The organism is Halomonas sp. TG39a (assembly GCF_000744395.1).
Lineage (GTDB): Bacteria > Pseudomonadota > Gammaproteobacteria > Pseudomonadales > Halomonadaceae > Vreelandella > Vreelandella ventosae_B.
Map to the genome: position 1 here is coordinate 60,514 of NZ_JQLV01000002.1, position 25,314 is coordinate 85,827.

Below are 25,314 nucleotides of genomic sequence, written 5' to 3' on the forward strand. Positions count from 1 at the left end.
TGCCTCCTAACTATTTGCGCTCGGCGAAGCTAGGGCCTGTTGACGTTTCACTCGCGGCCGCGCTGGAGCCCGTTTTTATTCGCGGCAAGGCAGGAGGAGAGACGTTTGGTGGTTCCAAATGAACGACGACTAACGCCGCCGCGGGTAAAAACGGGCCCAGCCCTACGGGTTACACCACAAAGCGCGCCATACGGCGTTGCAAAACTTGAAAAGGGAACCACCCTTCCCTGCGTTTTGCGCCTTGTCTGGCGCGCTTTGTGGTGCAACGCGGTTCGCGCTGAAACGTCAACAGGCCCTAAGGGTTGCAATATTTTGGTCAGTATCAAGAAGGAGCGGGCACTATGAGCACGCCAACATCCGATGTACTTATCATTGGCGGCGGCGTCGCTGGACTGACCCTTGCCCTGGAAATTGCTGATCATATGTCAGTAACACTGGTGCGCCCCGCTCAAGACGACCAAGGGGCCAGCCGTTGGGCCCAAGGCGGTATTGCCGCCGTGCTCTCGCCGGATGACGATCTCGAAGCGCATATCAACGACACTCTGATCGCGGGTGATGGGCTATGCGATATCGAGGCCGTTCGCTTTACCGTTACCCACGGACCCGCGGCTATTCAGTGGCTGATTGATAAGGGCGTTCCCTTTACACCCGAGCCCGACCCCGCCGCGCGCTACCCTTATCACCTCACCCGTGAAGGTGGTCACAATGCCCGGCGCATCATCCACGCTGACGACGCCACAGGCCGCGCCGTGGTGGACACCTTATTAGCCAACGTTGCACGGCATGCCAACATAACCCAACGCAACGATCTAACCGTAGTCGGCCTGCTAAAAGATGATCAAGGCGCCTGCTGCGGAGCCTATGGCAACGATACTAACCACCGGTGGCATTCGCTCACCGCACGCCATACCGTGTTGGCAACCGGCGGGGCAAGCGGTCTTTACCGCCACACCACGACGCCCGCTCCAAGCAGCGGTGAAGGCATGATGATGGCCGCAGAGCTGGGCGCTAGGCTAATGAACCTAGAGTTTCAGCAGTTTCACCCCACCTGCCTGTTTGACCCCGAAGGCCCGGCGTTTTTGATTAGTGAGGCAGTTCGTGGTGAAGGCGGGCATTTGCTTAACGAGGCGGGGCAGCGTTTTATGCTGGCACTGGATAACCGCGCAGAATTAGCTCCTCGCGATGTGGTAGCCCGCGCCATTGATGCTGAAATACAGCGCAGCTCCCTGGGGCACGTGTGGCTGGACATTCGCCATTTAGGTGAACAAGCGATTCGTCACCACTTCCCCACTATTCTGGGGCACTGTGCCTCCCGAGGCATCGACATCACCCAGCAGGCCATTCCCGTGGTGCCTGCCGCCCACTATAGCTGCGGCGGTGTCGCCACCAACCTACAAGGCGCCACCGACGTAGCCCACCTCTATGCTATCGGAGAAACGGCCTGCACGGGCCTGCACGGCGCTAACCGAATGGCCAGCAACTCACTGTTAGAGTGTTTAGTGTTTGCACGCAGCTGTGCCCAGGCGCTGTTAGCAGACGGACAGGAACAAGGCGACCAAACTATCCACATTAGCGAGTTCCAGCCCCCGGCGCGGGCTGCAGCCGTTTTTCCCAAGGCAAAGCTCAGCGCCATACGCCAACAGATGCGAACCACCATGAGCCAGCATGTCTCCATTGTGCGCAGCGCAACCGGGCTAAATACTGCCCTGGCGAACTTGAAGGCGCTGCTAAACAGCCTGGAAGAACTAGAAGGGGCCTTAACTGCCCCGGAAGGCAAACGCTTACAGCAAACGCTACAGCTAGCCATATTGACGGTACTCGCCGCTCAGCAGCGCCATGAGTCCCGCGGACTGCATTACGCCACCGACTGGCCCCACCATCAGCCCGAAGCCATTGCCTCTGCGCTTTCGATAACCGATTTAACGACCGGGACGGTGAAATAACTTACGTGTTTCTCGCAGGCTTTTTTGCGGCGCACTATCAGGCCAGAGCCAAACCCGCTGTTTACCCACGTAAAGTCCGATCAACCAGGGCCCTAAATAGTCGCAGTGCACTTGATGCGCTTCACCCTGCACCTCATGTTGGGTCAGGCCCGCCTCCGCTGACTGCGAATCGCGCAGCCAGCGGCCCTGGAAATGTGACCCCATCGACGTCAGCGAGAGCACTCCTTTGGGTTGGCGAAGATAGCCCCGCCACCCAAAGGCAGCGCCTAACACTACCATCGCCCCTGCCGCGAGCTTACCCCCTACCCAATAGCTCAGCACCACTACCCCAATCAACAACCCACATTGGGCCAGTAGCCAATACTTAGAGGGTACGATAGGCAGAATTATCGGTGGTTTCAGCATGTTCAACGATCATTTGTACGATACGCCGCTGGCTAGGCTCCTCGGGCCACTCGCGGTGCATCAGCCAAACAAAAAGATCCTGATCTTCACCTTCAATCAGCTGCTGATAGGCCTGTTGATCCGCTTCGCTGATATGGTCAAAACGCTGTTCAAGAAAAGGGATAAGCAGCAGATCAAGCTCCCACATGCCGCGCCGGGAGTGCCAGTAAAGCCGTTTGCGCAAAATGGCTGCTGGGGAATTGTCGTCGTTCAACGTCAGCCGCTCCGATCTAAGAAATGAAGGGCCAGTATACCTAAGCCACAGGGTCGCGCCAGCGCCCTACTTCGCCTATGCTGTAAAAGTACCTAGAACCTTGTTTTATCTGAATTGTTTTATAGTGAATTGCGCAGTATGCTGAATTTGATGTTAGCGAGGTCGATAGCGCGTCACGGCCTTCAATGTTTGCAGGGAGCCAACCGATGACTAAATCTGAATTAATCGAACAAATTGCGATGCGTCAGCCGGAGTTGTCCGCCAAAGATGTTGAAACGGCGGTGCGTATTATCCTGGACGACATGACGGATTCTCTTTCTAGCGGTGGTCGCGTTGAGATCCGTGGTTTCGGCAGTTTTTCACTGCACTACCGGGAACCGCGGGTAGGGCGCAATCCAAAAACAGGCGACGCGGTTGATCTGGAAGGCAAGTATGTGCCGCACTTTAAGCCAGGCAAGGAGCTACGCGAGCAGGTAGATGCTAGTCGAGCACTCGGTTACTAATCGCGGCTATTAGGGTTATCCGACCTTCTGTGGGATGACGTCGCCGCTCGAGTCGTACACAATAGCGCTACCGTGAACGTCACAGACTAGGAAACTCACATGCGTTGGATCAAAGGGCTGATTCTAGCCGTCATTTTGCTCATTGTAGTGCTGGTAGGCATTCTGTTTGCCGTTAATAATCAGCAAACCATAGCCTTGAACCTTATTTGGTTGGAGCTGCCAGCGGTATCGCTATCGGTTTGGCTGCTAGCGACACTGGTGTTTGGCGTTGTGCTGGGCATGCTCGCCATGCTGGGTGTCTACGTGCGATTAAAGGCGACCCTGGCCCGCAGTCAGCGACACAATAAGCAGCAACGTAAAGAGCTGGATAGCCTACGCACCCAGGAGTTCAAGGAACTGGCATAAATGCTGGATGTCGCGCTGCTAAGCGTACTGTTGGTCGCCATTGCCATCGGTTACGGGTTAGGTTATCGCCAAGCCGGACGCCGCCGACATCGCTCCCAGCCGTCTGCGCCCTCCTCGCAGGCGCTCTCCCGGGATTACTTCGTCGGGCTAAACTACCTGCTTAACGAGCAGCCCGACGAAGCAATTAATACCTTTATCAACGTGCTTTCGGTCAACAGCGACACGGTTCATACCCATATCGCGCTTGGTAAACTGTTTCGCGCCCGCGGCGAGGCCGATAAAGCGGTCAGCATTCACCAAAACCTATTGGCGCGGCCCGCCCTTTCGCAGCATACCAACGAACAGATCCAGCTTGAACTTGCCCGGGACTTTATGACCCTTGGTGTTCACGACCGTGCGCAGCGGCTACTCAATACGCTGCTGGAAAACAGCGGTGATGATGATCACCGCTATGCTGCCAAACAGCTGCTCGTCGACTTATTGGAGCGCGAGAAAGCCTGGCAGCAAGCCTTCGATGTGATCCAGCCGCTGCTCAAACAGTATCCCAAGATGCGCCGTCCCGCGGCTCACTGGCTATGCGAACTGGCGCTGGAAGAAATTAGTGAAGCCAGCCGAGCACTGGCTAAAAAGCACCTCAAGAAAGCCCTGCAACTGGATGAAAACTGCGTTCGCGCCACGCTGCTGCTGGCAGAATTAGAGATGGACAACGGACATTATGCCCGCGCAGTTGAGCGATTAGACAACATCCCGAGGCAGGACATAGCTCATATTCCCACCATCCTGCCTGCCCTCAAGCACGCCTATTTGCGCAATAATGATGAAGCGGGTTTTGAGGCTCACCTCTACCGTCTACTGGAGCAAGCACCTTACACCAGTACCATTATTGCGCTAGGGCAGCTCGTTCATCAGCGTGACGGTGTCGACAAAGCGATTGAGTTGATAGGCGAACGCCTGCGCGCAGTGCCAAGCTTAGGCGGGCTGGATTATCTGATCGACCTATATATTGAAAGCCAGCGGCTTAGCGGAAAACCCTCACCTGATACCCGCCTGTTGCTACTAAAACATCATACTGATGCGCTGCTGCTTAACCGTACGCGCCACCGCTGCCAACGCTGCGGCTTTGCCAGCGACGCGCTACAGTGGCAGTGCCCCAGCTGCCGCTACTGGGGCACGATTAAGCCGGTCATAGGCGTAGAGGGAGAATAGTTAGCCGTGCTATTCGTTTAGCGGTGCGCCAACTCAGCCTCAATCGCCTCCAGCGCGGCCATAGGGTCCTCGGCCTGAGTAACAGGTCGCCCTATCACCAGATGACTACTCCCCGCCTCAATGGCTTCGCTGGGGCTCATCGTCCGCTGCTGGTCATTAGCGGCTGCAAAGCTTGGCCGAATACCGGGGGTCACCTTCAAGAAAGACTCGCCGCATAGGGTTTTAATCCGCGCTGACTCCTGGGCTGAGCAGACCACTCCTTGCAAACCACTCTGCTTCGCCAGCAGCGCCAAGCGCTCCACGTGCTCGGCCAGCGGGGCCTTTATGCCTAACTCCGCCAAATCGTCGGCCTGCATACTGGTCAATACAGTGACGGCGATTAAGTGGGTCGTTAAAGCGTGCTGATCCAGGCGCTGCACAGCCGCCTCCATCATCCGCCGCCCCCCGCTAGCGTGCACGTTGACCATCCACACACCCTGCTCCGCCGCCGCCTGCACGGCGCTGGCTACGGTGTTGGGAATATCGTGAAATTTAAGATCCAGAAATACTTCAAAGCCACGCCCGTGTAACGCCTCAAGCACAGCGGGGCCGCTGCGGGTGAACAGCTCTTTACCCACTTTCACCCGGCAGCGGGCGGGATCTAGTTGATCAGCCATACACAGCGCAGCATCTAGGGAGGGATAGTCAAGGGCAATAATAATCGGGGAATCGGTGGCCACAACCTTGCTCCAAATACGTTTTCGGCCATTGTATCAGCCTCTTCCCTCTCCTCGCGCCCCCCACATGTAAGCTATATGTAAGCCTTTTGCCATATATCGATAGCTAAAAACTTACAAACGCCGTCATAGATCTCTTACAGAAACGCGCTTTCAATAAAGCTAAGTTAATAATGCAGCGGCGCTTATCTTGCTCATCAATAACTTGGGCATGGGTAAAAACCACTACCCAACGTCGTCTATGCAACCCACGTACTCCAACGTTATTAAAAGGATCATTGAGGATGAACATGACACTTAAAGCAATGTTGGCCGCACTACTGCTTAGCGTTAGCTTAGGACTTTCAAGTGGCGTGATGGCTCAAGAAGTGGCCCCGATTAACGTCAATACCGCCGACGCTGAACTACTGGCCGAACTACCGGGCATTGGTCCCAGCCGGGCTGAAGCGCTCATTGAAGAGCGTGAAGCCAATGGCGCCTTTGAAAGCGTTGAGGATCTTGAACGCGTCAGCGGCATTGGCCCTGCCACGGTGGACCGCATGCGCGAACAAGTAACGTTTGAATAGACTTATTGGGGAGCCTATCTTTCGTAAACCACTACAATAGCCCGGTGGCATAAGCATCGGGCTATTGTTGAGACACGCCTTAAATCATCCACAAATCCATAAATTTGTGTACGGGCAAGGCTTCAAGCGCTGTCTGTTGGCGACATAGCTCAGTAATGGCTTGGCAACGACTTGCCGCAAAACGTGTCGCCAAATGGCGCTCAAACTTCTCAACTAATAACGGCATCCCCTCTTCTCGCCGACGCCGATGGCCGACCGGGTACTCTACCGCGATGTGATCAGTTGACGTGCCATCGTTGAAAAACACCTGCACCGCATTAGCGATAGAGCGTTTATCCGGGTCGTGATAAGCCGCTGAATATTCAGTATTCTCCTCCACCACCATCTTGTCACGCAGCTCATCTATCAGCGGATGGGCCGCATGGAAGCTATCTTCATAGTGCTCCGCGGTCAGCGCGCCGAAGATAAGCGGCACCGCAGTCATATATTGCAAGCAGTGGTCGCGGTCCGCTGGATTGGCGAGCGCGCCGGTTTTAGAAATAATCCGAATGGCTGAATCGTGGGTGGTGAGCACGATCTTATCGATCTCATCTAGTCGATCTTTCACCTGAGGGTGCAGCGTCACAGCGGCTTCGCAAGCGGTTTGGGCGTGAAACTCAGCGGGGAAGGAGATTTTAAACAGAATATTCTCCATCACGTAGCTGCCGAATTCGCGCTGAAAGCGTAGGCGGCGGTCAGCTTCCGGCTTCAGGCTCAAATCTTTGTTGGCATGGCTAAACAGCACATCGTAGAACCCCCACTGGGGCGCCGATAATGCACTGGGAATACCCATTTCACCGCGCAGGGCGATATCTGCCAAGCGCACGCCCCGTGAAGTGGCGTCCCCAGCGGCCCAGCTTTTACGCGACCCGGCATTGGGCGCGTGGCGATAGGTGCGCAGGCTTTGGCCATCCACCCATGCGTGGGAGAGTGCCGACAGCAGCTGCTCGCGGTTGGCACCCAAAAGCTTGGCGGCCACCGCCGTGGATGCGACTTTGACCAGCACCACATGGTCAAGGCCGACACGATTGAAGCTATTCTCCAGCGCCAGCACGCCCTGAATCTCATGGGCCATAACCATGGTGTTGAGCACATCACGCATCACCAGTGGCGCTTCACCTTGAGCGACCCGCTGCTGGGAGAGATGGTCAGCGACGGCAAGTATCGCACCAAGATTATCGGAGGGATGGCCCCACTCGGCGGCAAGCCAGGTGTCGTTATAATCCAACCAGCGGATGATACAGCCGATGTCCCACGCCGCCTTCACCGGGTCAAGGCGTAGCGAGGTACCCGGCACCCGTGCCCCAAAGGGCACCACTGTGCCTTCGACTATCGGCCCAAGGTGCTTGGTGCATTCAGGAAAACGCAGCGCCAACAGCCCACAACCCAGCGTGTCCATTAAGCAGTAGCGGGCAGTTTCCAGTGCTTCATCGGACGCCACCTGATAATTGAGTACATAGTCGGCGATCGCCTGTAGCTCGGGGTCGTAATCAGGCCGCTCATTGGCTTCGGATGTGACTGTCGATTTTGCAGACGGTCTGGAAAACATAGCGCTCTCTCCTGCGGTTGAATCACCTACTCAGTATGGCTCAAAGTCAGTATGGCCCAAGGAACGCGCCCTAAAAGCTGTCATCAGGAATTCTTACCCATCCTTCCATCAATACCCGGGCGCTGCGACTCATCACCGCCTGCTCGATATGCCAACGCCCCTCTATCAGATTTGCTTCTGCACCGACGCGCAGGCTACCCGAAGGATGCCCAAAGGTGACGGCATTAAGTTTGCCGCCACCTGCTGCCAAGTTAACTAGCGTACCTTCAATGGCCGCGGCTGCAGCAATAGCCACTGCGGCGGTGCCCATCATGGCATGGTGTAGCTTGCCCATGGAGAGTGCTCGTACCACCAAATCAATGTCAGCAGCCTTTACGCTTTTACCACTTGATGAGAGATAGTCTGCGGGAGGCCCTACAAAAGCGACTTTGGGCGTATGTTGACGGTTAGCGGCTTCGCTGATGTCACTGATCAGCCCCATAAGCACAGCGCCGTGGGCACGAATGGTTTCAAACATCTTAAGTGCTTTGCTGTCGCCGTTGATGGCCTCCTGCAGCTCCGTGCCGGTATAGCCAATATCAGCGGCATTTATAAACACCGTGGGGATACCGGCATTAATCAGCGTTGCTTTCAATATTCCTACGCCTGGAACGTCAAGCTGGTCAATCAGGTTACCGGTAGGGAAAATTGCCCCCTCCCCGTCGGCCGGATCCATAAACGCCACTGGAATTTCAGCCGCGGGAAAGGTCACCCCATCAAGCTCAAAGTCGCCTGTTTCCTGTACTTCCCCGTTACTAATCGGCACTCGCGACACAATGGTTTTGTGGATATTCGCCTGCCAAATGCGCACCTCAACCACCCCATTTTCGGGGATACGGGCCGGGTCAACCAAGCCATTGGCAATCGCAAAGGGGCCTACCGCCGCGGAGAGATTGCCACAGTTGCCGCTCCAATCCACAAAGGGTTTATCGATGGAAACCTGACCAAACAGATAATCCACATCATGCTCGGGAGAGTCGCTTTTCGACAAAATCACCGTTTTGCTGGTACTGGAGGTCGCTGCCCCCATACCATCAATCTGCTTCTCATAAGGGTCGGGACTGCCAATAACCCGCAACAACAGTTGATCCCGCGCAACGCCCGGCTGCTGGGCGGCTTCGGGTAGATCGCTAAGTTTAAAAAACACACCCTTACTGGTGCCGCCACGCATATAGGTGGCGGGGATTTTAATCTGAGGGGCATAAGGCATAAGCATTCTCTCCGGCTATGCAGCGCTGGTGGATTCAAGAAAGTCCTGAGCAAAACGCTGCAGTACGCCACCGGCGGTGTAGATCGACACCTCCTCGGCGGTATCCAAACGGCACTTCACCGCTACCCGCTCGCTGTCACCGCTGTCGCGATGGATCACCAAGGAAAGCTGCGCGCCTGGCGAAACTGCGCCTACGACATCAAAGGTTTCGGTGCCATCCAGGCCTAGGGTTATGCGAGTGGTGCCGGGTTCAAACTCCAGCGGCATCACCCCCATGCCGATCAGGTTGGTGCGGTGAATACGCTCAAAGCCTTCGGCAGCAATTGCTTCTACGCCCGCTAGTGCCACGCCTTTGGCTGCCCAGTCCCGGGAAGAGCCCTGGCCGTAATCCGCCCCGGCGATAATAATCAGCGGCTGCTTACGCGCCATATAGGTTTCGATGGCTTCCCACATGCGGGTCACTTCGCCCTCTGGCTCTATCCGCGCCAACGACCCCTGTTTTACTTTGCCGTCAGCGTCGCGCACCATCTCGTTAAACAGCTTGGGGTTGGCGAAGGTGGCGCGCTGTGCAGTGAGGTGATCGCCACGGTGGGTGGCGTAGGAGTTGAAGTCCTCCTCCGGCACGCCCATTTTATCCAGATACTCACCCGCCGCGCTGTTCAACTGAATCGCGTTGGAGGGCGACAGATGATCGGTAGTGATATTGTCTGGCAGTATCGCCAGCGGCCGCATGCCTTTGAGGGTGCGCACTTTGGCCATATTGCCTTCCCAGTAGGGCGGGCGACGGATATAGGTGCTCTGGGGCCGCCAGTCATACAGCGGGCTCACCTGGGCCCGGGCGCTTTTATCCAGGTCGAACATGGGAATATAGGTCTGGCGGAACTGCTCCGGTTTTACCGACGCTTTGACAATGGCGTCGATCTCCTCATCGGCGGGCCAGATATCCTTCAAGGTAACGGGGTTACCCGCTTGATCGATACCCAGAATATCTTTCTCAATATCAAAGCGAATGGTGCCCGCAATGGCGTAGGCGACCACCAGCGGCGGTGACGCTAAAAAGGCCTGCTGGGCGTGGGGGTGAATCCGACCATCAAAGTTACGGTTACCGGAAAGCACCGCCGTGGCGTAAAGGTCTCGCTCGATAATTTCCTGGGCAATTTTTGGCTCCAGCGCCCCAGACATCCCGTTGCAAGTGGTGCAAGCGTAGGCCACCACCCCGAAGCCGAGATTTTCCAGTTCGCTCATCAAACCGGCCTCTTCCAGATACATCTTGACGGTTTTTGAGCCTGGCGCCAGCGACGACTTCACCCAGGGCTTGCGCAGCAGACCCAGCCGGTTAGCGTTACGGGCAATCAGCCCGGCGGCTACCATATTGCGGGGGTTAGAAGTATTGGTGCAGCTGGTAATGGCGGCGATGATCACCGCGCCATCGGGCATTTTACCGGCCTTCTCTTCCGCCTGCGCCGCCTCAAGCCCCACGGCAATACCGCGCTGGGCAAGCTCTGAAGTAGGCAGGTGGGCATGGGGATTGGAGGGGCCTGCCAGGGTGCGGGTGACCGACGAGAGGTCAAATGTCAGCACTCGCTCATACTCAACCTCGCTCAAGCTGTCCGCCCACAGGCCAGTATGCTTGGCATAGGTTTCGACCAGCGCTACCTGTTCGTCCTCGCGACCGGTAAGTTTCAGGTAATCGATAGTTTGGCCGTCAATATAGAACATCGCCGCCGTGGCGCCGTACTCGGGGGTCATATTCGAGATCGTGGCGCGGTCACCCACGGTAAGCGCATTGGCTCCTTCGCCGTAAAATTCCAGATAAGCACCGACCACCCGCTCTTTACGCAGGAATTCGGTAATCGCCAGCACCATATCGGTGCCGGTAATGCCTGGCTGCAGTTTGCCGGTCAACTCTACGCCGACGATATCCGGCAGGCGCATCATGGAAGCACGGCCCAGCATCACGCTTTCGGCCTCCAGACCACCCACGCCCACGGAGATAACGCCCAAAGCATCAACCATGGGCGTATGGCTATCGGTGCCCACACAGGTATCCGGGTAGGCAATGCCATCGCGGTTTTGCACCACCGGCGACATCTTCTCCAGATTAATCTGGTGCATAATGCCGTTACCGGGGGGAATCACATCGACGTTCTCAAAGGCCGTTTTGGTCCAGTTGATAAAGTGAAAACGGTCATCGTTGCGGCGATCTTCAATGGCACGGTTTTTCTCAAAGGCACCCTCTTCCGATCCTGCATGCTCCACTGCCAACGAGTGATCAACAATTAACTGGGTCGGCACTACGGGATTCACTTTGGCGGGGTCGCCGCCCTTTTCCGCAATGGCGTCGCGTAGTCCGGCAAGATCGACCAGCGCGGTTTGGCCCAGGATGTCGTGACAGACCACGCGTGCCGGGTACCAGGGGAAATCCAGGTCGCTTTTGCGCTCAATCAATTGTTTCAAGGCATCGGTGAGCAGCGCAGGATCGCAGCGGCGCACCAGCTGTTCGGCCAGCACGCGGGAGGTATAGGGCAGCTGTGCATAGGCACCGGGCTGGATATCTTCCACTGCCTCGCGAGCATCAAAAAACTCAAGCGCTGTGCCGGGCAGAGGTTTACGGTAATCGGTATTCATAGCAGGCAGACTCACAAGAAGGGGCGGAAAAAAGCCCGGTGGCCAAGCCACCGGGCAGCACGCGGATCAGTCTCGCGCTTCTATCGGCACCCACTCGCTCTTCTCGGGACCCGTGTAATCGGCGCTGGGGCGAATAATGCGGTTATTGGCGCGCTGTTCAAACACGTGTGCCGCCCAGCCGGTGAGCCGCGACATAACAAAAATCGGCGTGAACAGCTTGGTGGGAATGTCCATAAAGTGGTACGCACTGGCATGAAAGAAATCAGCGTTACAGAACAGTTTCTTCTCCCGCCACATGACCTCTTCAACCCGCTCGGAAACCGGGTAAAGCACTTTATCGCCGACATCATCAGCCAGCTTTTTTGACCACTCTTTGATAATCGCATTGCGTGGGTCGGACTCGCGATAGATCGCGTGGCCGAAGCCCATGATCTTATCCTTGCGCTCCAGCATGCCCATAATCTTGCTTTCTGCTTCTTCAGGCGACTGCCAATCTTCGATCATCGCCATGGCAGCCTCGTTAGCGCCGCCGTGCAGTGGGCCGCGTAGCGAGCCAATCGCACCGGTCACGCAGGAGTGCATATCAGAAAGCGTCGAGGCGCAGACCCGAGCGGTAAAGGTAGAGGCGTTAAACTCGTGCTCGGCATAGAGAATCAGCGATACGTTCATTACCCGCGCATGCAGCTCAGAAGCGGGCTCGCCGCGCAGCATATTCAAGAAGTGACCGCCTACCGAGACATCATCCGTTTCGGTATCGATGCGTACGCCGTCGTGGGAGAAGCGGTACCAGTAGCAGATAATTGAGGGCAGCACGGCTAGCAGCCGGTCGGCGACGTCCTGCTGCTGATCAAAGTTCTCCTCGGTTTCCAGATTGCCTAACATTGAGGTGCCGGTGCGCATCACATCCATCGGGTGGGCATCTTTAGGGATCTGCTCAAGCACCGTTTTCAGCGCATCGGGCAGCCCACGCAGGCTTTTCAGTTTGCTGGTGTAGTGATCCAGCTCGGCTTGATTGGGCAGCTTGCCCTTTAACAGTAGGTAAGCCACTTCTTCAAATTTGGCTTTTTCAGCTAACTCTTTGATATCGAAGCCACGGTAGGTCAGGCCTGAACCTGTTTTGCCTACCGTACACAGCGCGGTGGAACCGGCACTTTGGCCACGTAGTCCTGCACCTGTCACGGGTTTATCAGCCATGGTGTGTCTCCTATCGTTACTTTTTTAATATTTTTTATGAATATGGTGGTTCGTTACATTGGCGTTTGGCCTACTGGTCATCGCCTTTTTCAGCAAACAGGGCGTCCAGCTTCTGTTCAAAATCGTGGTAGTTCAGGAAGTCGTAGAGCTCGTCGCGGGTTTGCATCAGCGGTACAACGTCTTTTTGGTGGCCGTTGTCGAGGATGCTTTGGTAAACCTGCAGTGCCGCGGCGTTCATGGCGCGGAACGCGGAGAGCGGATAAAGCACCATACGGCAGCCAACGTCGCCAAGCTCTGTTTGAGTAAACAGTGGGGTCGCACCAAATTCGGTGATGTTAGCTAAAATCGGCGCATTGACCCTCTGGCAGAAGGCTTTGTAATCGTCCAGGGTGTGCACGGCCTCGGCGAAGATGGCATCCGCGCCCGCTTCCACACAGGCGTTAGCCCGTTCAATGGCCGCATCAAGTCCCTCTTTCTGGAACGCATCGGTGCGGGCAATCAAATAGAAGTCAGGATCAATCTTGGCATCCGCTGCGGCTTTAATGCGGTCAACCATTTCCTGCTGGGAAACAATCGCTTTATTCGGACGGTGACCACAGCGCTTTTGCGCCACCTGGTCTTCCATATGAACCGCCGCCACGCCAGCGCGCTGCATCTCTTTGACGGTGCGAGCAATATTGAAAGCGCCGCCCCAACCGGTATCGATATCCACCAGCAGCGGTAGCTCGGTGGCGCCGCAAATGCGATGAGCATCCTCCACCACATCGTTCATGGTGGTCATGCCCAGATCCGGCAAGCCGAACGAGGCATTCGCCACACCGCCACCGGAGAGGTAAATGGCCTGATGGCCCACTTTATCGGCCATTAGCGCAGTGTAGGCATTGATAGTGCCTAAAATGGGCAGCGGGCGGTTAGCCTCAAGCGCGGCCCGAAAGCGGGCGCCGGGAGTCATCTGGGACATGGGGCGTTTCTCCTGTTGATCTGGCGGAGCTTTGGATAAGCTCTGGTTTAGCTACTTTTTAGTTATGTTCTAGCGTTGTGATTTAGATACTGACTGTTCGAGAGCCGCGGCGTAGCGATCGGCCACATTGGCTCGAGAGGCGCTGACATGACGGCGCATCAATAGCTCGGCCAACTCCGCATCACCCGCCTCAATGGCATCGACAATGCGGTGGTGCTCTACAAAAGCGCGCTGAGGCCGGGTGCCACTGGCACTAAACTGGGTCCGGTAGAGGCGCACAAGGTAGTAAAGGTCGTCGCAGAGCAGGTTCATTAGCATCTTGTTGTGGCTGCCCTGCACGATGCAGTAATGAAAATCGAGATCGCCCTCACGCTGGTAGTAAGCTTCGCCACGCTTTAAGTCCGCCTGGCCTTCGTGTAGCGCCAGCACATCCCGCAGGCCCTGAACCTCTTCCGGCGTCATATTTTCTGCGGCCAGCCGGGCGGCCATGCTTTCCAGGGCTTCGCGCAGATCAAACAGCTCTAGCAGCTCTTTCATTGAGAGCTGGACAACACGGGCGCCCACATGAGGAACGCGCTCAATCAGGCGGTGCGCTTCCAGACGCCGCATTGCCTCGCGCAGTGGCCCCCGTGATATGCCGTAGGTTTTAGACAATCCCGGTTCGGTGATTTTACTGCCAGGGGCCAGTTCGCCGCGGACGATGGCATCCTGGAGCTGATTAAATACCCGCTCGGCGAGCGTGCGCACTTCTGAAGAATTCGATTCAGGCGAATTTTCCGTGGCGTTTAATGAGGAAGTAGCGAGAGGAGCCATAATTAATTGTCGACAATTGGAAAGTACACAGACTCTAGCGCGTGCCAATTAAACCGTCAACTAACCTTGTTAGCCGATTTTATACCCCTTTCGTTGTATTAGCAGGCGCAACAAAACCCTTGCTGTCAACAATCAAGTCATTATTGTGCGTAAAACTATCGATAAGGCTCTGCGTGAGAAAGGCGTCGAAGCCGTGCACTGGTGTCATCGTCTACGCCCCTCTAAAATAGCTCGCCCTTTACTGGCTAGGCGTTTGCTTAATGATCAAGGCGTTGACGATATCTGCCCTGCCCTACTCACCCGATCCATTGGGGATATTCGCCTGCCTGCGTGAAAGGCCCGGCGCGGTACTACTCGATAGCGGCCGACCTATCGCCACCGGTCGCTTTGATATTATCAGTAGCGACCCACTCGCTACGTTGGAAGTTACTCATCATGGCGACACCAATGTCGTGTCGGATCAACTTAGCCCCCCGGCACACTTTGTCAACGATGTGTTTGGTCTTCAGCAGTGGCTACTGGATCAATTAGACACCTTTGATGAGTGCAGCGACCTACCTTTTCTCGGCGGGCTGATTGGCTACTGGGGTTACGATTTAGGCCGTAAAAGCTTATCAATCCCAAGTCGACAGGCGAGCCCGGCACCACTACCGCAAGCCCGTTTAGGGCTTTACGACTGGTGTATTACGCTCGACCACGTGACCCAACAGGCGTGGTTAATCGCCTCACCAGAGCGCCGTGAGCAGGTGGAGAGCTGGCTGACTCAGACGCCAACGCCGACTAAATCCTTTACCCTAACGGGTGCCTTTAAGGCCGAGCTTAGCCACGCCCAATACGTGACGCGCTTTAACGCCGTACAACGCTATATTCGGGCGGGTGACTGCTATCAAATCAACCTGGCCCAGCGTTTTTATGCCGACTACCAGGGGGATGAGTGGCAGGCGTACCGACAGTTGCGAAAAGCCACCCCCACGCCCTATTCAGGCTTTATGGCCTGGGATGACAAGGCCGTGCTCTCGCTTTCACCCGAACGGTTTATTCAGTGCCGCAACCGCGAAGTCGAAACCCGTCCAATTAAAGGCACCCGCCCGCGCGGCGCAACGCTTGAAGAGGATCAGGCGCTGGCTGAGCAGCTAATAAGCAGTACTAAAGACCGCGCTGAGAATGTGATGATTGTCGATCTGCTGCGCAATGACCTGGGCCGCGTCTGCCAGCCGGGATCCATTCGCGTACCGCAGCTATGCCACTTAGAGAGCTACCCCAACGTGCACCACTTGGTTAGCGTAGTGCAGGGAACCCTGGCCGAACACTACACCCCGCTGGCACTACTTAAGGCGGCGTTTCCCGGCGGCTCCATTACCGGCGCACCCAAGATTCGTGCGATGCAGATTATCGATGAACTGGAGCCCTGCCATCGCAGCGTGTATTGCGGCAGCCTTGGCTATGTGGATGTACGCGGCAGCATGGATACCTCCATCGCTATTCGCACCATGGTGGCCGAGGCGGGAAGACTGCATGTATGGGGCGGCGGGGGCTTGGTGGCAGACTCCCAAGCGGAGGAAGAGTACACCGAGACGCTGGATAAAATCCGCCACCTAATTGGCGCTTTGGAATAAGCAGCGCAAGCTCTATATCAAAAAGGAATATAAAAGCCAAACTAAACGGTATTGGGGTTCGCTGCCTCCTGTTTGGTAGCCTAGTCAGTATTATTTAACTTTCGATTAGGAGGCAGCATGTCCTCAGAGCTTGAAGCGATTAACAGAGATTTCGCCAACAATCCTCAAGGGTTAGTTGAGTGGGCACTGGCTCAGGGCGCCCGACCTATTTGCACCACCAATTTTCGCCCTTTTGAGGCGGTGATTCTGCATATGGTCACCCAGGTACGCCCGGATATTCCCATTGTATGGATGGACAGCGGCTACAATACTGAGGCGACCTATCAATTTGCTGATGAGGTCATTAAACAGCTCAATCTCAATCTGGTGAGCTTTATCCCCCAGCGCACCCGCGCCCATCGTGAAGCGCTGGAAGGCCCCATGCCCGGTATCGACGACCCGCGCCACGCGGCCTTTACTCAGGAAGTCAAAATCGAGCCCTTTGAGCGCGCGCTGCGTGAAATGCAGCCCGACGTATGGTTTACCGCGCTGCGCGCCGAAGACACCGCGGAGCGGGCCAAAATGCAGCCGGTTAGCCGCAACAGCGACGGCCTATTGAAAGTTGCTCCGCTGCTGCAGTGGAGTGCCAAAGATATGTACCAGTACCTACAGGCGCATAATCTGCCCAACAACTTCGACTACTTCGACCCTACCAAGGTGGAAGAGAAGCGTGAATGCGGGCTGCATTTACAGCACTGATTCACACAGCAGATTAATACTCAGGCAGGTCTAAGTCATCGAATAGAGACTGTTCATGACGCGGGCCTGCCATTAGCGCTTCCTCTACCCGGTCGCGGGTTAAATGAGGCGCAAAACGCTCTAAAAAATCATACATATAGCCGCGCATAAAAGTGCCACGACGAATACCAATCTTGGTCGTGGAGCTAGCAAATAAGTGGCTAGCATCGAGCGCTACCAAATCATCATCAAGCGCTTCATCCACGGCCATATGCGCCACAATGCCAACCCCCATGCCCAACCGCACGTAGGTTTTGATCACGTCAGCATCGGCGGCGGTTAGCACCACATTGGGCGTTAGGCCCTTGGCTTTAAAGGCATCGTCTAACTGCGAGCGGCCGGTAAATCCAAACACATAGGTCACCAACGGATGTTCAGCGAGCGCTTCTAGTGTCAGCGGGCCGTTATGGGTTGCCAAAGGATGACCCTTAGGCACCAATACGCAGCGGTTCCAGCGATAGCACGGCAACAGCACTAAATCGGTAAATAGTTCTAGCGATTCGGTCGCAATAGCAAAATCTGCCTGACCTTCACTGACCATCTGCGCGATCTGCTTAGGCGTACCCTGCTGCATATGCAGCGCCACATCGGGGTATTTCAGAGTAAATTCGCTGATAATGGGCGGCAGCGCGTAGCGAGCTTGAGTATGAGTCGTCGCAATGGCTAGGCTACCGCGGCGCTCGTCGCTATGCTCCTGGGCCACCTGCTTGATGTTTTCGGTGAGGCGCAGAACCTGCCCGGCCAAGTCAATAATCGACTGCCCGGCTGGCGTAACCCGTGTCAGGTGCTTCCCGCTGCGGGCAAAAATTTCGACGCCAAGCTCATCTTCCAACAACCGTATCTGTTTGGAGATCCCTGGCTGTGAGGTAAATAGACTTTGCGCTGTGGCTGAGACGTTTAGGTTATGTCGATTGACTTCCCAGATATAGCGTAGCTGTTGTAGCTTCATATCCTCACCTTATTTATTCTCTAAACAGATCTATGTAGACCGTACCTATCAACAAACCCTAACAACACATTCAACCAACACCCTAAAGCGCTACTGCTCATCGCATCTGAGAGGTCGTGTTGTCGATTCGGCACTCTACAGCACCATATAGAATAAAAAACACCAAAATAATACTTTTATATTATAAAAAATATGTGCTATCGGCACCCTTTAATTTCTGCTATTTAGTTAACTCACTATGCAGGAAATTTGCCAGCAACCTTCGCGCCCGCTAACATCTGCCCACGCTTATCGCGATAGTCACGTGGCGTGGTGAAAGAGCGCCGATTGATCGCGTAATGACCGTTGCTCCATTTGAGGCAACGAAACAGCAAGAGCAACGCAAACGGAGAAGCAAATGGCTAATAATGTTGATGTCACCAACGCCAATTTTGAGCAAGAAGTCCTCAACGCTGAACAGCCTGTGCTAATGAAATTCTGGGCGCCCTGGTGTGGCCCGTGCAAGGTCATGGCCCCGGTTGTGGATGAAGTAGCTGCAGAACGTCAGGAGAGCCTGAAAGTGGTTAGCGTTAATGTCGACGATGCACCTGAAATTGCGGCCGAACAAGGCGTGCGCGGTGTACCTACCGTGATGCTGTTTAAGTCCGGCACCAAAGTCGCTTCACTGGTTGGCGCGCAATCTAAATCACAACTGACGCAGTTCATCGAACAAAACGCTTGATGAATGTGCCCGCGTAAAACTACCGCCGACCCTGTCGGCGGTAGCTGTCCTGCTACCCAGTTCGATTACTACTCAGTTCACTTCTTTCGCCTTATCGCTTCCAGGGTGGCAAGTTTGCATCACTCGCCCGACCGTCTTTCACGCGACGTTTCCCTGGCCCTAGCAGTCGAGCAATCCAACGGGTTTGTGGATGACTATCGAGAGCAATCTTAAGCGTCATTGTCAGCACCACCGACAGCAGCATCCCCGCCGCACCAAAAATCCACCCCCATACCACCAGCGATAAAAACGCCACAAAGGTAGAAAGCCCCAACGCCTGCCCCATTACCCGCGGTTCGATCAAATTGCCGAGTACAAAGTTGATCACCAGATAAGCGGAAGCCAGCAGTAGTGCCTGAAAGGCGCCGCCATCTTGGGAGACCAAGAGCAATAGCACGGGAGGAATGGCAGCAATGGCTGAGCCGATATTGGGGATAAAGTTGAGGGCAAACGCCAGCACGCCCCATAGCAGCGGAAAATCAACCCCAACGACCATGCAAGAAAGCCAAACCAACGCGCCCGTTGCCAGGCTAATAACCGTCTTAACAGCCAGATAGCGCTTCAGCGTTAAGCTGAACTCACTAAAGCGTTTCAAGCTAGGTGCAGGATTTTCCAAGGCACGGGAAATTTTGTCGCGCACATTTAGGGTTTCAAACAGCATAAAGATGACCAGTAACCCGACAATGATGCTCTGCATAAAGAGGTTACCAAGCTGGCTCAATACCTCTGGCATCCAGGAGCCTTCATCATCCATCTCGAACAGCGAGTTGATCTGGTCGGGATTAATCGCTAACCCTCGTGAAGAGAGCGCATTAAGCAAGTTCCAGTACTGTTCATATAGCCGCGACTCGATTTCCGGCAACGCCGTCACAAAGGTACTAAAGCTGTTGACCACCAGCAGACCAATAAGCGATAAAAACCCCAGTAACACCATCAAGGTTAGAAAGGCCGACACCCGCATACTTAAGCCACAGCGATGCAGCCACTGCACAGGTGAGGTGCACACTACCGCAATAAATATCGCCAGTAACAGCGGCACGAGTAGATCAGCGCCTGCTTTCATGCCCGCAATAATCACGACCAAGGCGGCGAGCGCCAAGGTGGCATGGAGCGGTATACTGCGGTAATCCTCATCCGATAATTTCGGCATAATCCATCCTTAGCTTGCTGTCAGTGTATAATGGCTGCATACGGCATATTGCACAAACCGTGCAAATAATAAGCAACTGTTTTGCGTTCACTCTTCCCTGCTGAACTTTCTTTTCCACTGCGCTTCCAAGCTCCGTCTGCCCTAACTTCTTGAAACAGCTTTTGTAAAACCGGGTATTAACTTAGCGGCACGATTGTCCGCTCATTAAGGAAGCCATCTATGAAAGCAATATCACCTATCTCTACGCGGCTGCGCTCTCAATTTCTAGGCTACGGTCTGCTTGGCAGTGCCCTGCTGGCACTCCTAAGCGCGCCTTTAGCACACGCTTCACCGCCCACTCCGCCACAACCCAGCCTACATGTTCAAGCACAGTCATGGGTGGAGGTAGAGCCTGACAAAGCCACTTTAAATGCACGGCTATGGGAGAACACTCCCGCTCTTTCCACCTTGGAAGAGAGCGATAGTAGCGCACTTAGCGATGCCCGCGAGCGTTTGGAGAGCCGCGCCAGCGAATTAATCGAACAGATGGAAGCCACCGGCCTTGAACGCAACGCTATTAATGCGGGCTCGCTGAATGTCTATCCTGAACATGTTCAAGGGCCCCGCAATGAAGACGGTGAGCATGAAACCCTGCAGCGCACGCGCCTTGAGCGCCCAATCACCGTCGAACTAACCGACCTGGATCAGTTAAGCCAAGTATTAGACGCGCTAATAGCCGCCGGTGTTAACTCACTGGACGGTGTTCAGTTTGACCTGCAAGACCGTGATGCAGCCACCGACGAAGCACTGGTTAAAGCGCTAGAGAAAGCGCAACACAAGGCCAATTTGATGGCCGACAGCTTAGATGCCGAGCTTGACCATGTGCAGCGCATTGAAGAGACCCAATCGCCTATTTTCCAACCACGCATGATGGCAATGCGGGCAGAAAGCGATTCTGCTGCCAACCAATCGGGTGCCGCCAGTGATTACAGCCCCGGCACCATTCGTATTGATGCCGGGGTTAGCGTTGAGTGGGCGCTTAAAGGGCCAGACGCTCCACGCCGCCCAGATAGCGACGTAGCGGCTCAGGAATAGTTACCGAGCCATCCGCCTGCTGGTGGTTTTCAAGCACCGCCAGCAGGCAACGACCAACCGCCAGCCCTGAACCGTTCAGCGTATGCAGCAGCTGTGGCTTTTTAGCATCCGGATGGCGATACCGCGCTTGCATACGCCGGGCCTGGAAATCTTCGCAGTTAGAGACCGACGATATTTCCCGGTAAGTCTCCTGGCTGGGCAGCCAGACTTCCAAGTCATAAGTCTTCGTGGCCCCAAAGCCCATATCCCCAGTGCAAAGCGTTACTACGCGATACGGCAACTCCAGCGCCTGCAGGATCGCCTCCGCATGGCCGCGCATCTCTTCCAGCGCTGCGTAGCTCGTCTCCGGCTCTACGATCTGTACCATTTCGACTTTATCGAACTGGTGCTGACGGATCATGCCGCGAGTATCGCGCCCGTGGGAGCCCGCCTCACTGCGGAAACACGGCGTATGGGCGGTAAGCTTCATCGGCAGCGCCGCCTGCTCGACAATTTCATCGCGCACAAAATTGGTCAGCGGCACTTCTGAAGTGGGAATCAGGTGGTATTCGCGCTCATCGTCTAGCCTAAACAGATCTTCGCCAAACTTCGGCAGTTGGCCGGTGCCCATAAGCGAATCACGGTTGACCATATACGGCACGTAGCACTCTTCATAACCGTGCTGCTCGGTTTGGGTATCCAGCATAAATTGCGCCAGCGCCCGATGCAGGCGCGCGATCGGCCCACGCATGACCGCAAAGCGAGCACCGGTGATTTTAGCCGCCAGCTCAAAATCGAGATAGCCCGACTTCTTACCCAGATCAACGTGATCCAGCACCTTGAAATCAAACGCCCGCGGCGTGCCCCAACGGTGTAGTTCAACGTTATCGTCTTCGCTTTTGCCTTCCGGCACGCTTTCGTGGGGCAGGTTGGGAATACCGCTAATGGCGTCGTCCCACTCTTCCTGCACCTCGGCCAATTCTTTCTTGGCTTTATCCAGGCGATCGCCTAAATCGCTGACTTCATCTAGCAGCGGCTGAATATCTTCACCGTTAGCCTTGGCCTTGCCAATTGCTTTGGAGCGCATATTACGCTCGTTTTGCAGCTGCTCGGTTTGCGTTTGCAGCTCGCGGCGACGCGACTCCAGCACCTGTAGCCCCGCCTTATCAAGCACAAAGCCCCGGCGGGCCAGTTGATGAGCAACCGTGTCAAGATCACCGCGCAGCAGTTTCGGATCGAGCATGAATCCTGTCCCTTGGCCTGAAAACAATAAAAGCACCGCGCCAATGCGCGTGCATAAAGGGGTCTATTGTAGGCAAAAGCGCGGCGGGGGGCTATGGGTGGCCTCAGGGGCTAAGCAATAGCTTGTACAGTGTAAACATTTAGCTATAGAAAAAGGGGATACTTTAAGGCTAAGGTGACTAAATAATTAATCATGTTGAGCCATGCAAATGCCACCTAAATCGTCGCACTTTTACGCTCACTCATGACTGTCGCGCCCTACATGGGCGCGTGGATTGAAACTCTAAGATGGATCTCCCTCGCAGCATCAGAACTGCTTAATCGTCATCGCGCACACATGATTCACCTAAACTCGTCAGCCACCTTGCCAGTCACACTTGTGCTAACATCTGTACACACGCATAGATTTGGATAGGAACTCACCATGGACACCAGAATTCAGTTTCGTGTTGATGAGGAAACAAAACGTTTAAGCCAACAAATGGCTGAGAGCCAGGGGCGAACGCTTAGTGATGCCTGCCGTGAATTTACCGAGCAACTGGCTGAGCAACAGCGCAAGATGTTATCTCACGATACATGGTTGACACAGCAAGTTAATCGGGCGTTTGAGAAATATGATGAGGGAAAAGCTTCCTTCATTGATCATGAAAGCGCGAAAGCCCATATGGCTGAACGCAAAGCTAAAATCCGCCATCGAGCTACGCCATGATTTTTTGGGAAGAAGAGTCCCTTAATGATCGTGAGGTGATCTTCGAGTTTCTTTACGAATTTAACCCTTTAGTGGCGGAGAAAACTGATGACATGATCGAAGCTAAAGCTGAAAACCTGCTCGAGCAACCGATGATGGGTGTGCAAAGAGAGGGTATTCCAGGCAGATTGCTTATCGTCCCTGAAGTATCGCTGATTATTTCCTACTGGGTGGATGGCCCCACTATTCGCATCATGCGAGTGCTTCATCAAAAACAAAAGTTTCCGATTGAATGATCAACTTAGCGAGACAGCAGATAGGTATATTTCTAGCGGATAAGTAGACGCTATTCTCTGATTATCACTATGGTGAGAAGTGTGCCCTACATGACCGTGCATCTGAACTCCCTATTTTGATAGCCACGCTTCAAGCCCCCAACTACAGCCGCGCCGCTAGCTAAGTAGAATGATCGAAGCGACCGCATGCACTATTACCACTCGGCATAACCACCCCCGCTCATTAGTCAAAAGTGATAGAGTGCCCGCCGATTCGACTGGCGAATCGATGAATAATAGGTTTTCACACTTTTGGACAGGAGAAAGGCAGTGCAGGAGACAGCACAGCAAGGAAAGTTTGCTTGGTGGCGACGAATTGCCCTATGGAAGAAGATTCTCGCAGGGTTGGCGCTGGGTATTTTAGCGGGAGCGCTGCTAGGTGAAACCGCCAGCGTGTTTAAGCCGCTGGGCGATATTTTTATTAACGCCATTATGATGCTGATTGTGCCGCTGGTATTTTCCACTTTGGTGGTGGGTATTACCTCCATGCGCGACCCTCAGAAAATGGGCCGCATTGGCGCGCGCACCATTACGCTCTATTTGGTCACTACCGCCTTTGCTATCTCTATCGGCTTGGTGCTTTCCACCCTTCTGCAGCCGGGCGTGGGTGTTGATTTAAGCTTCGATTCTGAAGTGGCCGCCAGCGAAGCGCCATCACTGGTCTCTATTCTGGTTAACTTAGTGCCGCGTAACCCGCTGGACGCCCTAGCCAACGGCAACATTATGCAGATCATTGTGTTTGCCATTGGTTTGGGTATTTCGCTGACGCTGATTGGCGATAAAGGCGAGCCAGTAATGAAGGTATTCGACAGCTTTGCCGAGGCGATGTACAAGCTCACCGGCATTGTGATGGCCTTCGCCCCGTTCGGCGTATTTGGCTTAATCGCCCACGTCTCGGGCCAGTACGGCTTAGAGATACTGCTACCACTGGCCAAACTGATTGGCGTGGCATACCTGGCCAGTATCCTGCACGTGCTAGTGATCTACTCAGGCTTTATCTCGCTACTGGGTCGGCTAAATCCTATGCGCTATTTGCAGGGCAGCCTGGACGCTATTGTGGTGGCGTTCTCGTCCGCCTCCTCTGCGGGCACCCTGCCGGTCTCGATCCGCTGTGCTCAAAAGAACCTTGGCGTTTCTGAAGGAGTTTCTGGGTTTGTACTGCCCGTGGGCGCCACCATCAATATGGATGGCACCGCGCTTTATCAGGGCGTAGTGGTGCTATTTATTGCCCAAATGACCGGTACAGATTTGAGCATGATGGATTACGGCATGATTGTCGCCACCGGCACGCTGGCTTCCATTGGCACTGCGGGGGTGCCGGGCGCAGGCTTGATTATGCTCTCGATTGTGATGGCGCAGGTTGGCCTGCCGTTGGAAGCCATCGCCGTGGTCGCAGGGATTGATCGTATCCTTGATATGGCACGCACCAGCGTCAACGTCGCCGGTGATTTAATGGTGACGACCCTGGTGGGTAAAAGCGAGGGTGAACTTAACGAAGAAATCTACAACCACCGCTAATTTTGACGCTAGCATTTATAGCGTATGAAAAAGCGTCCGCTGTGGTTAGCAGCGGACGCGATGCTTCCCTTTTTCATAACCTCCCCACCTACAGCAGTTGTGATTCGTGCGGTTTCTCGGCAACCTAGTCTCTATTGTCGACCACTTTCCAGCCGAGCACCGCTGCCATGCCTACCGCTTTTGATCAAACGCTTGCCGCCATCGATGCCCTGCATGCCGAGGATCCACGTTCCACCACCCTCGCCGATGACACATCAATGCCCCAGGAACTGGCCTATGCTCAGCGCATGAGTGGGTGGCTAGACCATGTGCATGACGCACCGGATGAAGTGCTTCGATTAGCCGTTCGGGCCCAGCACTTGCAGCGCTGGTTGGTACCGCGGGAAGAGTATCCTGAAGGACGCGTGGGTTATTTAACTTGGCGGCGTGACCAGGGCAAGCGCGCGGGCGAGACGACCGCTCAGCTAATGCGCGATGCTGGCTACAGTGACGAAGACGCCGACCGAGCCGCGAAAATTATTGGTAAAAAAGGCCTGGGTCGAGACGCCGATGTGCAGGCACTGGAAGATTGCGCCTGCTTGGTATTCTTAGAAAACTACTTTGCCGATTTCTCGCGCAAGATCGAGCACGACCATATGGTACGTATTGTGCAAATGACTTGGCGCAAAATGTCGCCCCGCGCCCACGAATTGGCCCTAACGCTGCCAATGACTGACGCCTCATTAGCGCTGGTAAAAGAGGCCCTAGGAGCGGAATAAGGTGTGGAGTAAAGCGCTAGCGTGAGATGCAGCCGGGC

At 55.0% G+C, this 25,314-nt stretch carries 25 protein-coding genes; 13 read left to right on the forward strand and 12 right to left on the reverse strand.

Going from position 1 to position 25,314, the window contains the following annotated elements:
* The first annotated feature begins 341 nt into the window (after positions 1-341).
* Positions 342-1,943 (forward strand): L-aspartate oxidase, encoded by a 1,602-nt coding sequence (gene nadB / locus U738_RS18385; protein ID WP_035583897.1) that lies wholly within the window; start codon positions 342-344, stop codon positions 1,941-1,943.
* Here the strand turns inward: nadB and U738_RS23630 are convergent.
* Both U738_RS23630 and U738_RS18395 read right to left on the reverse strand, forming a co-directional pair.
* Positions 1,920-2,348, reverse strand: a complete 429-nt coding sequence (locus tag U738_RS23630; RefSeq protein ID WP_231896832.1) for a hypothetical protein — start codon at positions 2,346-2,348, stop codon at positions 1,920-1,922. The two genes, nadB and U738_RS23630, sit on opposite strands and share 24 nt — an antisense overlap.
* Complete coding sequence (locus U738_RS18395) at positions 2,308-2,601, reverse strand: FAD assembly factor SdhE (protein WP_035583899.1); 294 nt, start codon at positions 2,599-2,601, stop codon at positions 2,308-2,310. Before U738_RS18395 ends, U738_RS23630 begins: the two co-directional genes overlap by 41 nt.
* Before the next feature lie 206 nt (positions 2,602-2,807).
* Here U738_RS18395 and U738_RS18400 point away from each other — a divergent pair, with 206 nt between their 5' ends.
* The 3 genes from U738_RS18400 to lapB all read left to right on the forward strand — a co-directional run bounded on the left by U738_RS18400 (position 2,808) and on the right by lapB (position 4,715).
* Positions 2,808-3,104, forward strand: coding sequence for an integration host factor subunit beta (locus U738_RS18400; protein WP_007113226.1), 297 nt, complete (start codon positions 2,808-2,810; stop codon positions 3,102-3,104).
* Positions 3,105-3,203: 99 nt separating this feature from the next.
* Positions 3,204-3,509, forward strand: coding sequence for a LapA family protein (locus U738_RS18405; protein WP_035583902.1), 306 nt, complete (start codon positions 3,204-3,206; stop codon positions 3,507-3,509).
* Positions 3,510-4,715 carry a lipopolysaccharide assembly protein LapB gene (lapB, locus tag U738_RS18410; RefSeq protein WP_035583905.1) on the forward strand — a complete coding sequence of 402 codons (1,206 nt, stop codon included), beginning with the start codon at positions 3,510-3,512 and terminating at the stop codon, positions 4,713-4,715.
* A 17-nt stretch (positions 4,716-4,732) separates the two neighbouring features.
* On the opposite strand, the gene pyrF is transcribed toward lapB, so the two are convergent.
* Positions 4,733-5,434, reverse strand: a complete 702-nt coding sequence (gene pyrF, locus U738_RS18415) for an orotidine-5'-phosphate decarboxylase (RefSeq protein WP_035583907.1) — start codon at positions 5,432-5,434, stop codon at positions 4,733-4,735.
* Between the two features lie 281 nt (positions 5,435-5,715).
* Here pyrF and U738_RS18420 point away from each other — a divergent pair, with 281 nt between their 5' ends.
* Positions 5,716-5,997, forward strand: a complete 282-nt coding sequence (locus U738_RS18420) for a ComEA family DNA-binding protein (RefSeq protein WP_035583909.1) — start codon at positions 5,716-5,718, stop codon at positions 5,995-5,997.
* Between the two features lie 79 nt (positions 5,998-6,076).
* Here the strand turns inward: U738_RS18420 and prpD are convergent, their stop codons facing one another.
* The 6 genes from prpD to U738_RS18450 form a co-directional block, all read right to left on the reverse strand.
* Entirely contained in the window at positions 6,077-7,585 is a 1,509-nt protein-coding gene (prpD, locus tag U738_RS18425; RefSeq protein WP_035583911.1) for a 2-methylcitrate dehydratase, read from the reverse strand.
* 70 nt (positions 7,586-7,655) lie between these two features.
* Positions 7,656-8,834 (reverse strand): 2-methylaconitate cis-trans isomerase PrpF, encoded by a 1,179-nt coding sequence (gene prpF / locus U738_RS18430; protein WP_035583914.1) that lies wholly within the window; start codon positions 8,832-8,834, stop codon positions 7,656-7,658.
* A 15-nt stretch (positions 8,835-8,849) separates the two neighbouring features.
* Positions 8,850-11,462, reverse strand: coding sequence for a Fe/S-dependent 2-methylisocitrate dehydratase AcnD (acnD, locus tag U738_RS18435; RefSeq protein WP_035583917.1), 2,613 nt, complete (start codon positions 11,460-11,462; stop codon positions 8,850-8,852).
* 66 nt (positions 11,463-11,528) lie between these two features.
* Positions 11,529-12,656, reverse strand: a complete 1,128-nt coding sequence (prpC, locus tag U738_RS18440) for a bifunctional 2-methylcitrate synthase/citrate synthase (protein ID WP_035583919.1) — start codon at positions 12,654-12,656, stop codon at positions 11,529-11,531.
* A 70-nt stretch (positions 12,657-12,726) separates the two neighbouring features.
* A complete protein-coding gene (gene prpB, locus U738_RS18445) occupies positions 12,727-13,617 on the reverse strand; it encodes a methylisocitrate lyase (RefSeq protein ID WP_035583921.1) in 891 nt (296 codons plus the stop codon).
* Positions 13,618-13,686: 69 nt separating this feature from the next.
* Complete coding sequence (locus U738_RS18450) at positions 13,687-14,430, reverse strand: GntR family transcriptional regulator (RefSeq protein ID WP_035583923.1); 744 nt, start codon at positions 14,428-14,430, stop codon at positions 13,687-13,689.
* 260 nt (positions 14,431-14,690) lie between these two features.
* Between U738_RS18450 and pabB the strand changes: the two genes are divergently transcribed.
* Both pabB and U738_RS18460 read left to right on the forward strand, forming a co-directional pair.
* Positions 14,691-16,046, forward strand: coding sequence for an aminodeoxychorismate synthase component I (gene pabB, locus U738_RS18455; protein WP_035583924.1), 1,356 nt, complete (start codon positions 14,691-14,693; stop codon positions 16,044-16,046).
* A gap of 117 nt (positions 16,047-16,163) precedes the next feature.
* On the forward strand, positions 16,164-16,784 hold the full coding sequence (locus U738_RS18460) for a phosphoadenosine phosphosulfate reductase domain-containing protein (RefSeq protein WP_035583926.1): 621 nt from the start codon (positions 16,164-16,166) through the stop codon (positions 16,782-16,784).
* 13 nt (positions 16,785-16,797) lie between these two features.
* On the opposite strand, the gene cysB is transcribed toward U738_RS18460, so the two are convergent.
* The gene (gene cysB / locus U738_RS18465) at positions 16,798-17,772 is read right to left on the reverse strand and encodes an HTH-type transcriptional regulator CysB (RefSeq protein WP_035566650.1); all 975 of its coding nucleotides are present in this window, start codon (positions 17,770-17,772) and stop codon (positions 16,798-16,800) included.
* 397 nt (positions 17,773-18,169) lie between these two features.
* Between cysB and trxA the strand changes: the two genes are divergently transcribed.
* Positions 18,170-18,493, forward strand: coding sequence for a thioredoxin (gene trxA, locus U738_RS18470; RefSeq protein WP_007113240.1), 324 nt, complete (start codon positions 18,170-18,172; stop codon positions 18,491-18,493).
* A 91-nt stretch (positions 18,494-18,584) separates the two neighbouring features.
* Here trxA and U738_RS18475 read toward each other — a convergent pair whose 3' ends face one another.
* Positions 18,585-19,682: an AI-2E family transporter gene (locus tag U738_RS18475; RefSeq protein WP_035583928.1), complete on the reverse strand. Its 1,098-nt coding sequence runs from the start codon at positions 19,680-19,682 to the stop codon at positions 18,585-18,587.
* A 219-nt stretch (positions 19,683-19,901) separates the two neighbouring features.
* Here U738_RS18475 and U738_RS18480 point away from each other — a divergent pair, with 219 nt between their 5' ends.
* Positions 19,902-20,756, forward strand: a complete 855-nt coding sequence (locus tag U738_RS18480; RefSeq protein WP_035583930.1) for an SIMPL domain-containing protein — start codon at positions 19,902-19,904, stop codon at positions 20,754-20,756.
* On the opposite strand, the gene serS is transcribed toward U738_RS18480, so the two are convergent.
* Positions 20,701-21,978 (reverse strand): serine--tRNA ligase, encoded by a 1,278-nt coding sequence (gene serS, locus U738_RS18485; RefSeq protein ID WP_035583932.1) that lies wholly within the window; start codon positions 21,976-21,978, stop codon positions 20,701-20,703. The two genes, U738_RS18480 and serS, sit on opposite strands and share 56 nt — an antisense overlap.
* Before the next feature lie 423 nt (positions 21,979-22,401).
* Here serS and U738_RS18490 point away from each other — a divergent pair, with 423 nt between their 5' ends.
* The 4 genes from U738_RS18490 (at position 22,402) to U738_RS18505 (ending at position 25,276) form a co-directional block, all read left to right on the forward strand.
* Positions 22,402-22,686, forward strand: coding sequence for a type II toxin-antitoxin system RelB/DinJ family antitoxin (locus U738_RS18490; RefSeq protein ID WP_035583934.1), 285 nt, complete (start codon positions 22,402-22,404; stop codon positions 22,684-22,686).
* Positions 22,683-22,961 (forward strand): type II toxin-antitoxin system RelE/ParE family toxin, encoded by a 279-nt coding sequence (locus U738_RS18495; protein ID WP_035583936.1) that lies wholly within the window; start codon positions 22,683-22,685, stop codon positions 22,959-22,961. Before U738_RS18490 ends, U738_RS18495 begins: the two co-directional genes overlap by 4 nt.
* A 309-nt stretch (positions 22,962-23,270) precedes the next feature.
* Complete coding sequence (locus tag U738_RS18500; protein ID WP_035583938.1) at positions 23,271-24,518, forward strand: dicarboxylate/amino acid:cation symporter; 1,248 nt, start codon at positions 23,271-23,273, stop codon at positions 24,516-24,518.
* Between the two features lie 167 nt (positions 24,519-24,685).
* On the forward strand, positions 24,686-25,276 hold the full coding sequence (locus U738_RS18505) for a DUF4202 domain-containing protein (protein ID WP_035583939.1): 591 nt from the start codon (positions 24,686-24,688) through the stop codon (positions 25,274-25,276).
* Positions 25,277-25,314: the final 38 nt, after the last annotated feature.

Coding starts and splice junctions, on each gene's coding strand:
- U738_RS23630 (WP_231896832.1), bottom strand. CDS start 2,348: ATGCTGAAACCACCGATAATTCTGCCTATCGTACCCTCTAAGTATTGG.
- prpF (WP_035583914.1), bottom strand. CDS start 8,834: ATGCCTTATGCCCCTCAGATTAAAATCCCCGCCACCTATATGCGTGGC.
- trxA (WP_007113240.1), top strand. CDS start 18,170: ATGGCTAATAATGTTGATGTCACCAACGCCAATTTTGAGCAAGAAGTC.
- U738_RS18450 (WP_035583923.1), bottom strand. CDS start 14,430: ATGGCTCCTCTCGCTACTTCCTCATTAAACGCCACGGAAAATTCGCCT.
- U738_RS18505 (WP_035583939.1), top strand. CDS start 24,686: ATGCCTACCGCTTTTGATCAAACGCTTGCCGCCATCGATGCCCTGCAT.
- U738_RS18480 (WP_035583930.1), top strand. CDS start 19,902: ATGAAAGCAATATCACCTATCTCTACGCGGCTGCGCTCTCAATTTCTA.
- U738_RS18405 (WP_035583902.1), top strand. CDS start 3,204: ATGCGTTGGATCAAAGGGCTGATTCTAGCCGTCATTTTGCTCATTGTA.
- prpD (WP_035583911.1), bottom strand. CDS start 7,585: ATGTTTTCCAGACCGTCTGCAAAATCGACAGTCACATCCGAAGCCAAT.
- U738_RS18495 (WP_035583936.1), top strand. CDS start 22,683: ATGATTTTTTGGGAAGAAGAGTCCCTTAATGATCGTGAGGTGATCTTC.
- U738_RS18400 (WP_007113226.1), top strand. CDS start 2,808: ATGACTAAATCTGAATTAATCGAACAAATTGCGATGCGTCAGCCGGAG.
- prpB (WP_035583921.1), bottom strand. CDS start 13,617: ATGTCCCAGATGACTCCCGGCGCCCGCTTTCGGGCCGCGCTTGAGGCT.
- nadB (WP_035583897.1), top strand. CDS start 342: ATGAGCACGCCAACATCCGATGTACTTATCATTGGCGGCGGCGTCGCT.
- U738_RS18490 (WP_035583934.1), top strand. CDS start 22,402: ATGGACACCAGAATTCAGTTTCGTGTTGATGAGGAAACAAAACGTTTA.
- acnD (WP_035583917.1), bottom strand. CDS start 11,462: ATGAATACCGATTACCGTAAACCTCTGCCCGGCACAGCGCTTGAGTTT.
- serS (WP_035583932.1), bottom strand. CDS start 21,978: ATGCTCGATCCGAAACTGCTGCGCGGTGATCTTGACACGGTTGCTCAT.
- cysB (WP_035566650.1), bottom strand. CDS start 17,772: ATGAAGCTACAACAGCTACGCTATATCTGGGAAGTCAATCGACATAAC.
- pabB (WP_035583924.1), top strand. CDS start 14,691: ATGATCAAGGCGTTGACGATATCTGCCCTGCCCTACTCACCCGATCCA.
- U738_RS18420 (WP_035583909.1), top strand. CDS start 5,716: ATGAACATGACACTTAAAGCAATGTTGGCCGCACTACTGCTTAGCGTT.
- lapB (WP_035583905.1), top strand. CDS start 3,510: ATGCTGGATGTCGCGCTGCTAAGCGTACTGTTGGTCGCCATTGCCATC.
- U738_RS18460 (WP_035583926.1), top strand. CDS start 16,164: ATGTCCTCAGAGCTTGAAGCGATTAACAGAGATTTCGCCAACAATCCT.
- U738_RS18475 (WP_035583928.1), bottom strand. CDS start 19,682: ATGCCGAAATTATCGGATGAGGATTACCGCAGTATACCGCTCCATGCC.
- prpC (WP_035583919.1), bottom strand. CDS start 12,656: ATGGCTGATAAACCCGTGACAGGTGCAGGACTACGTGGCCAAAGTGCC.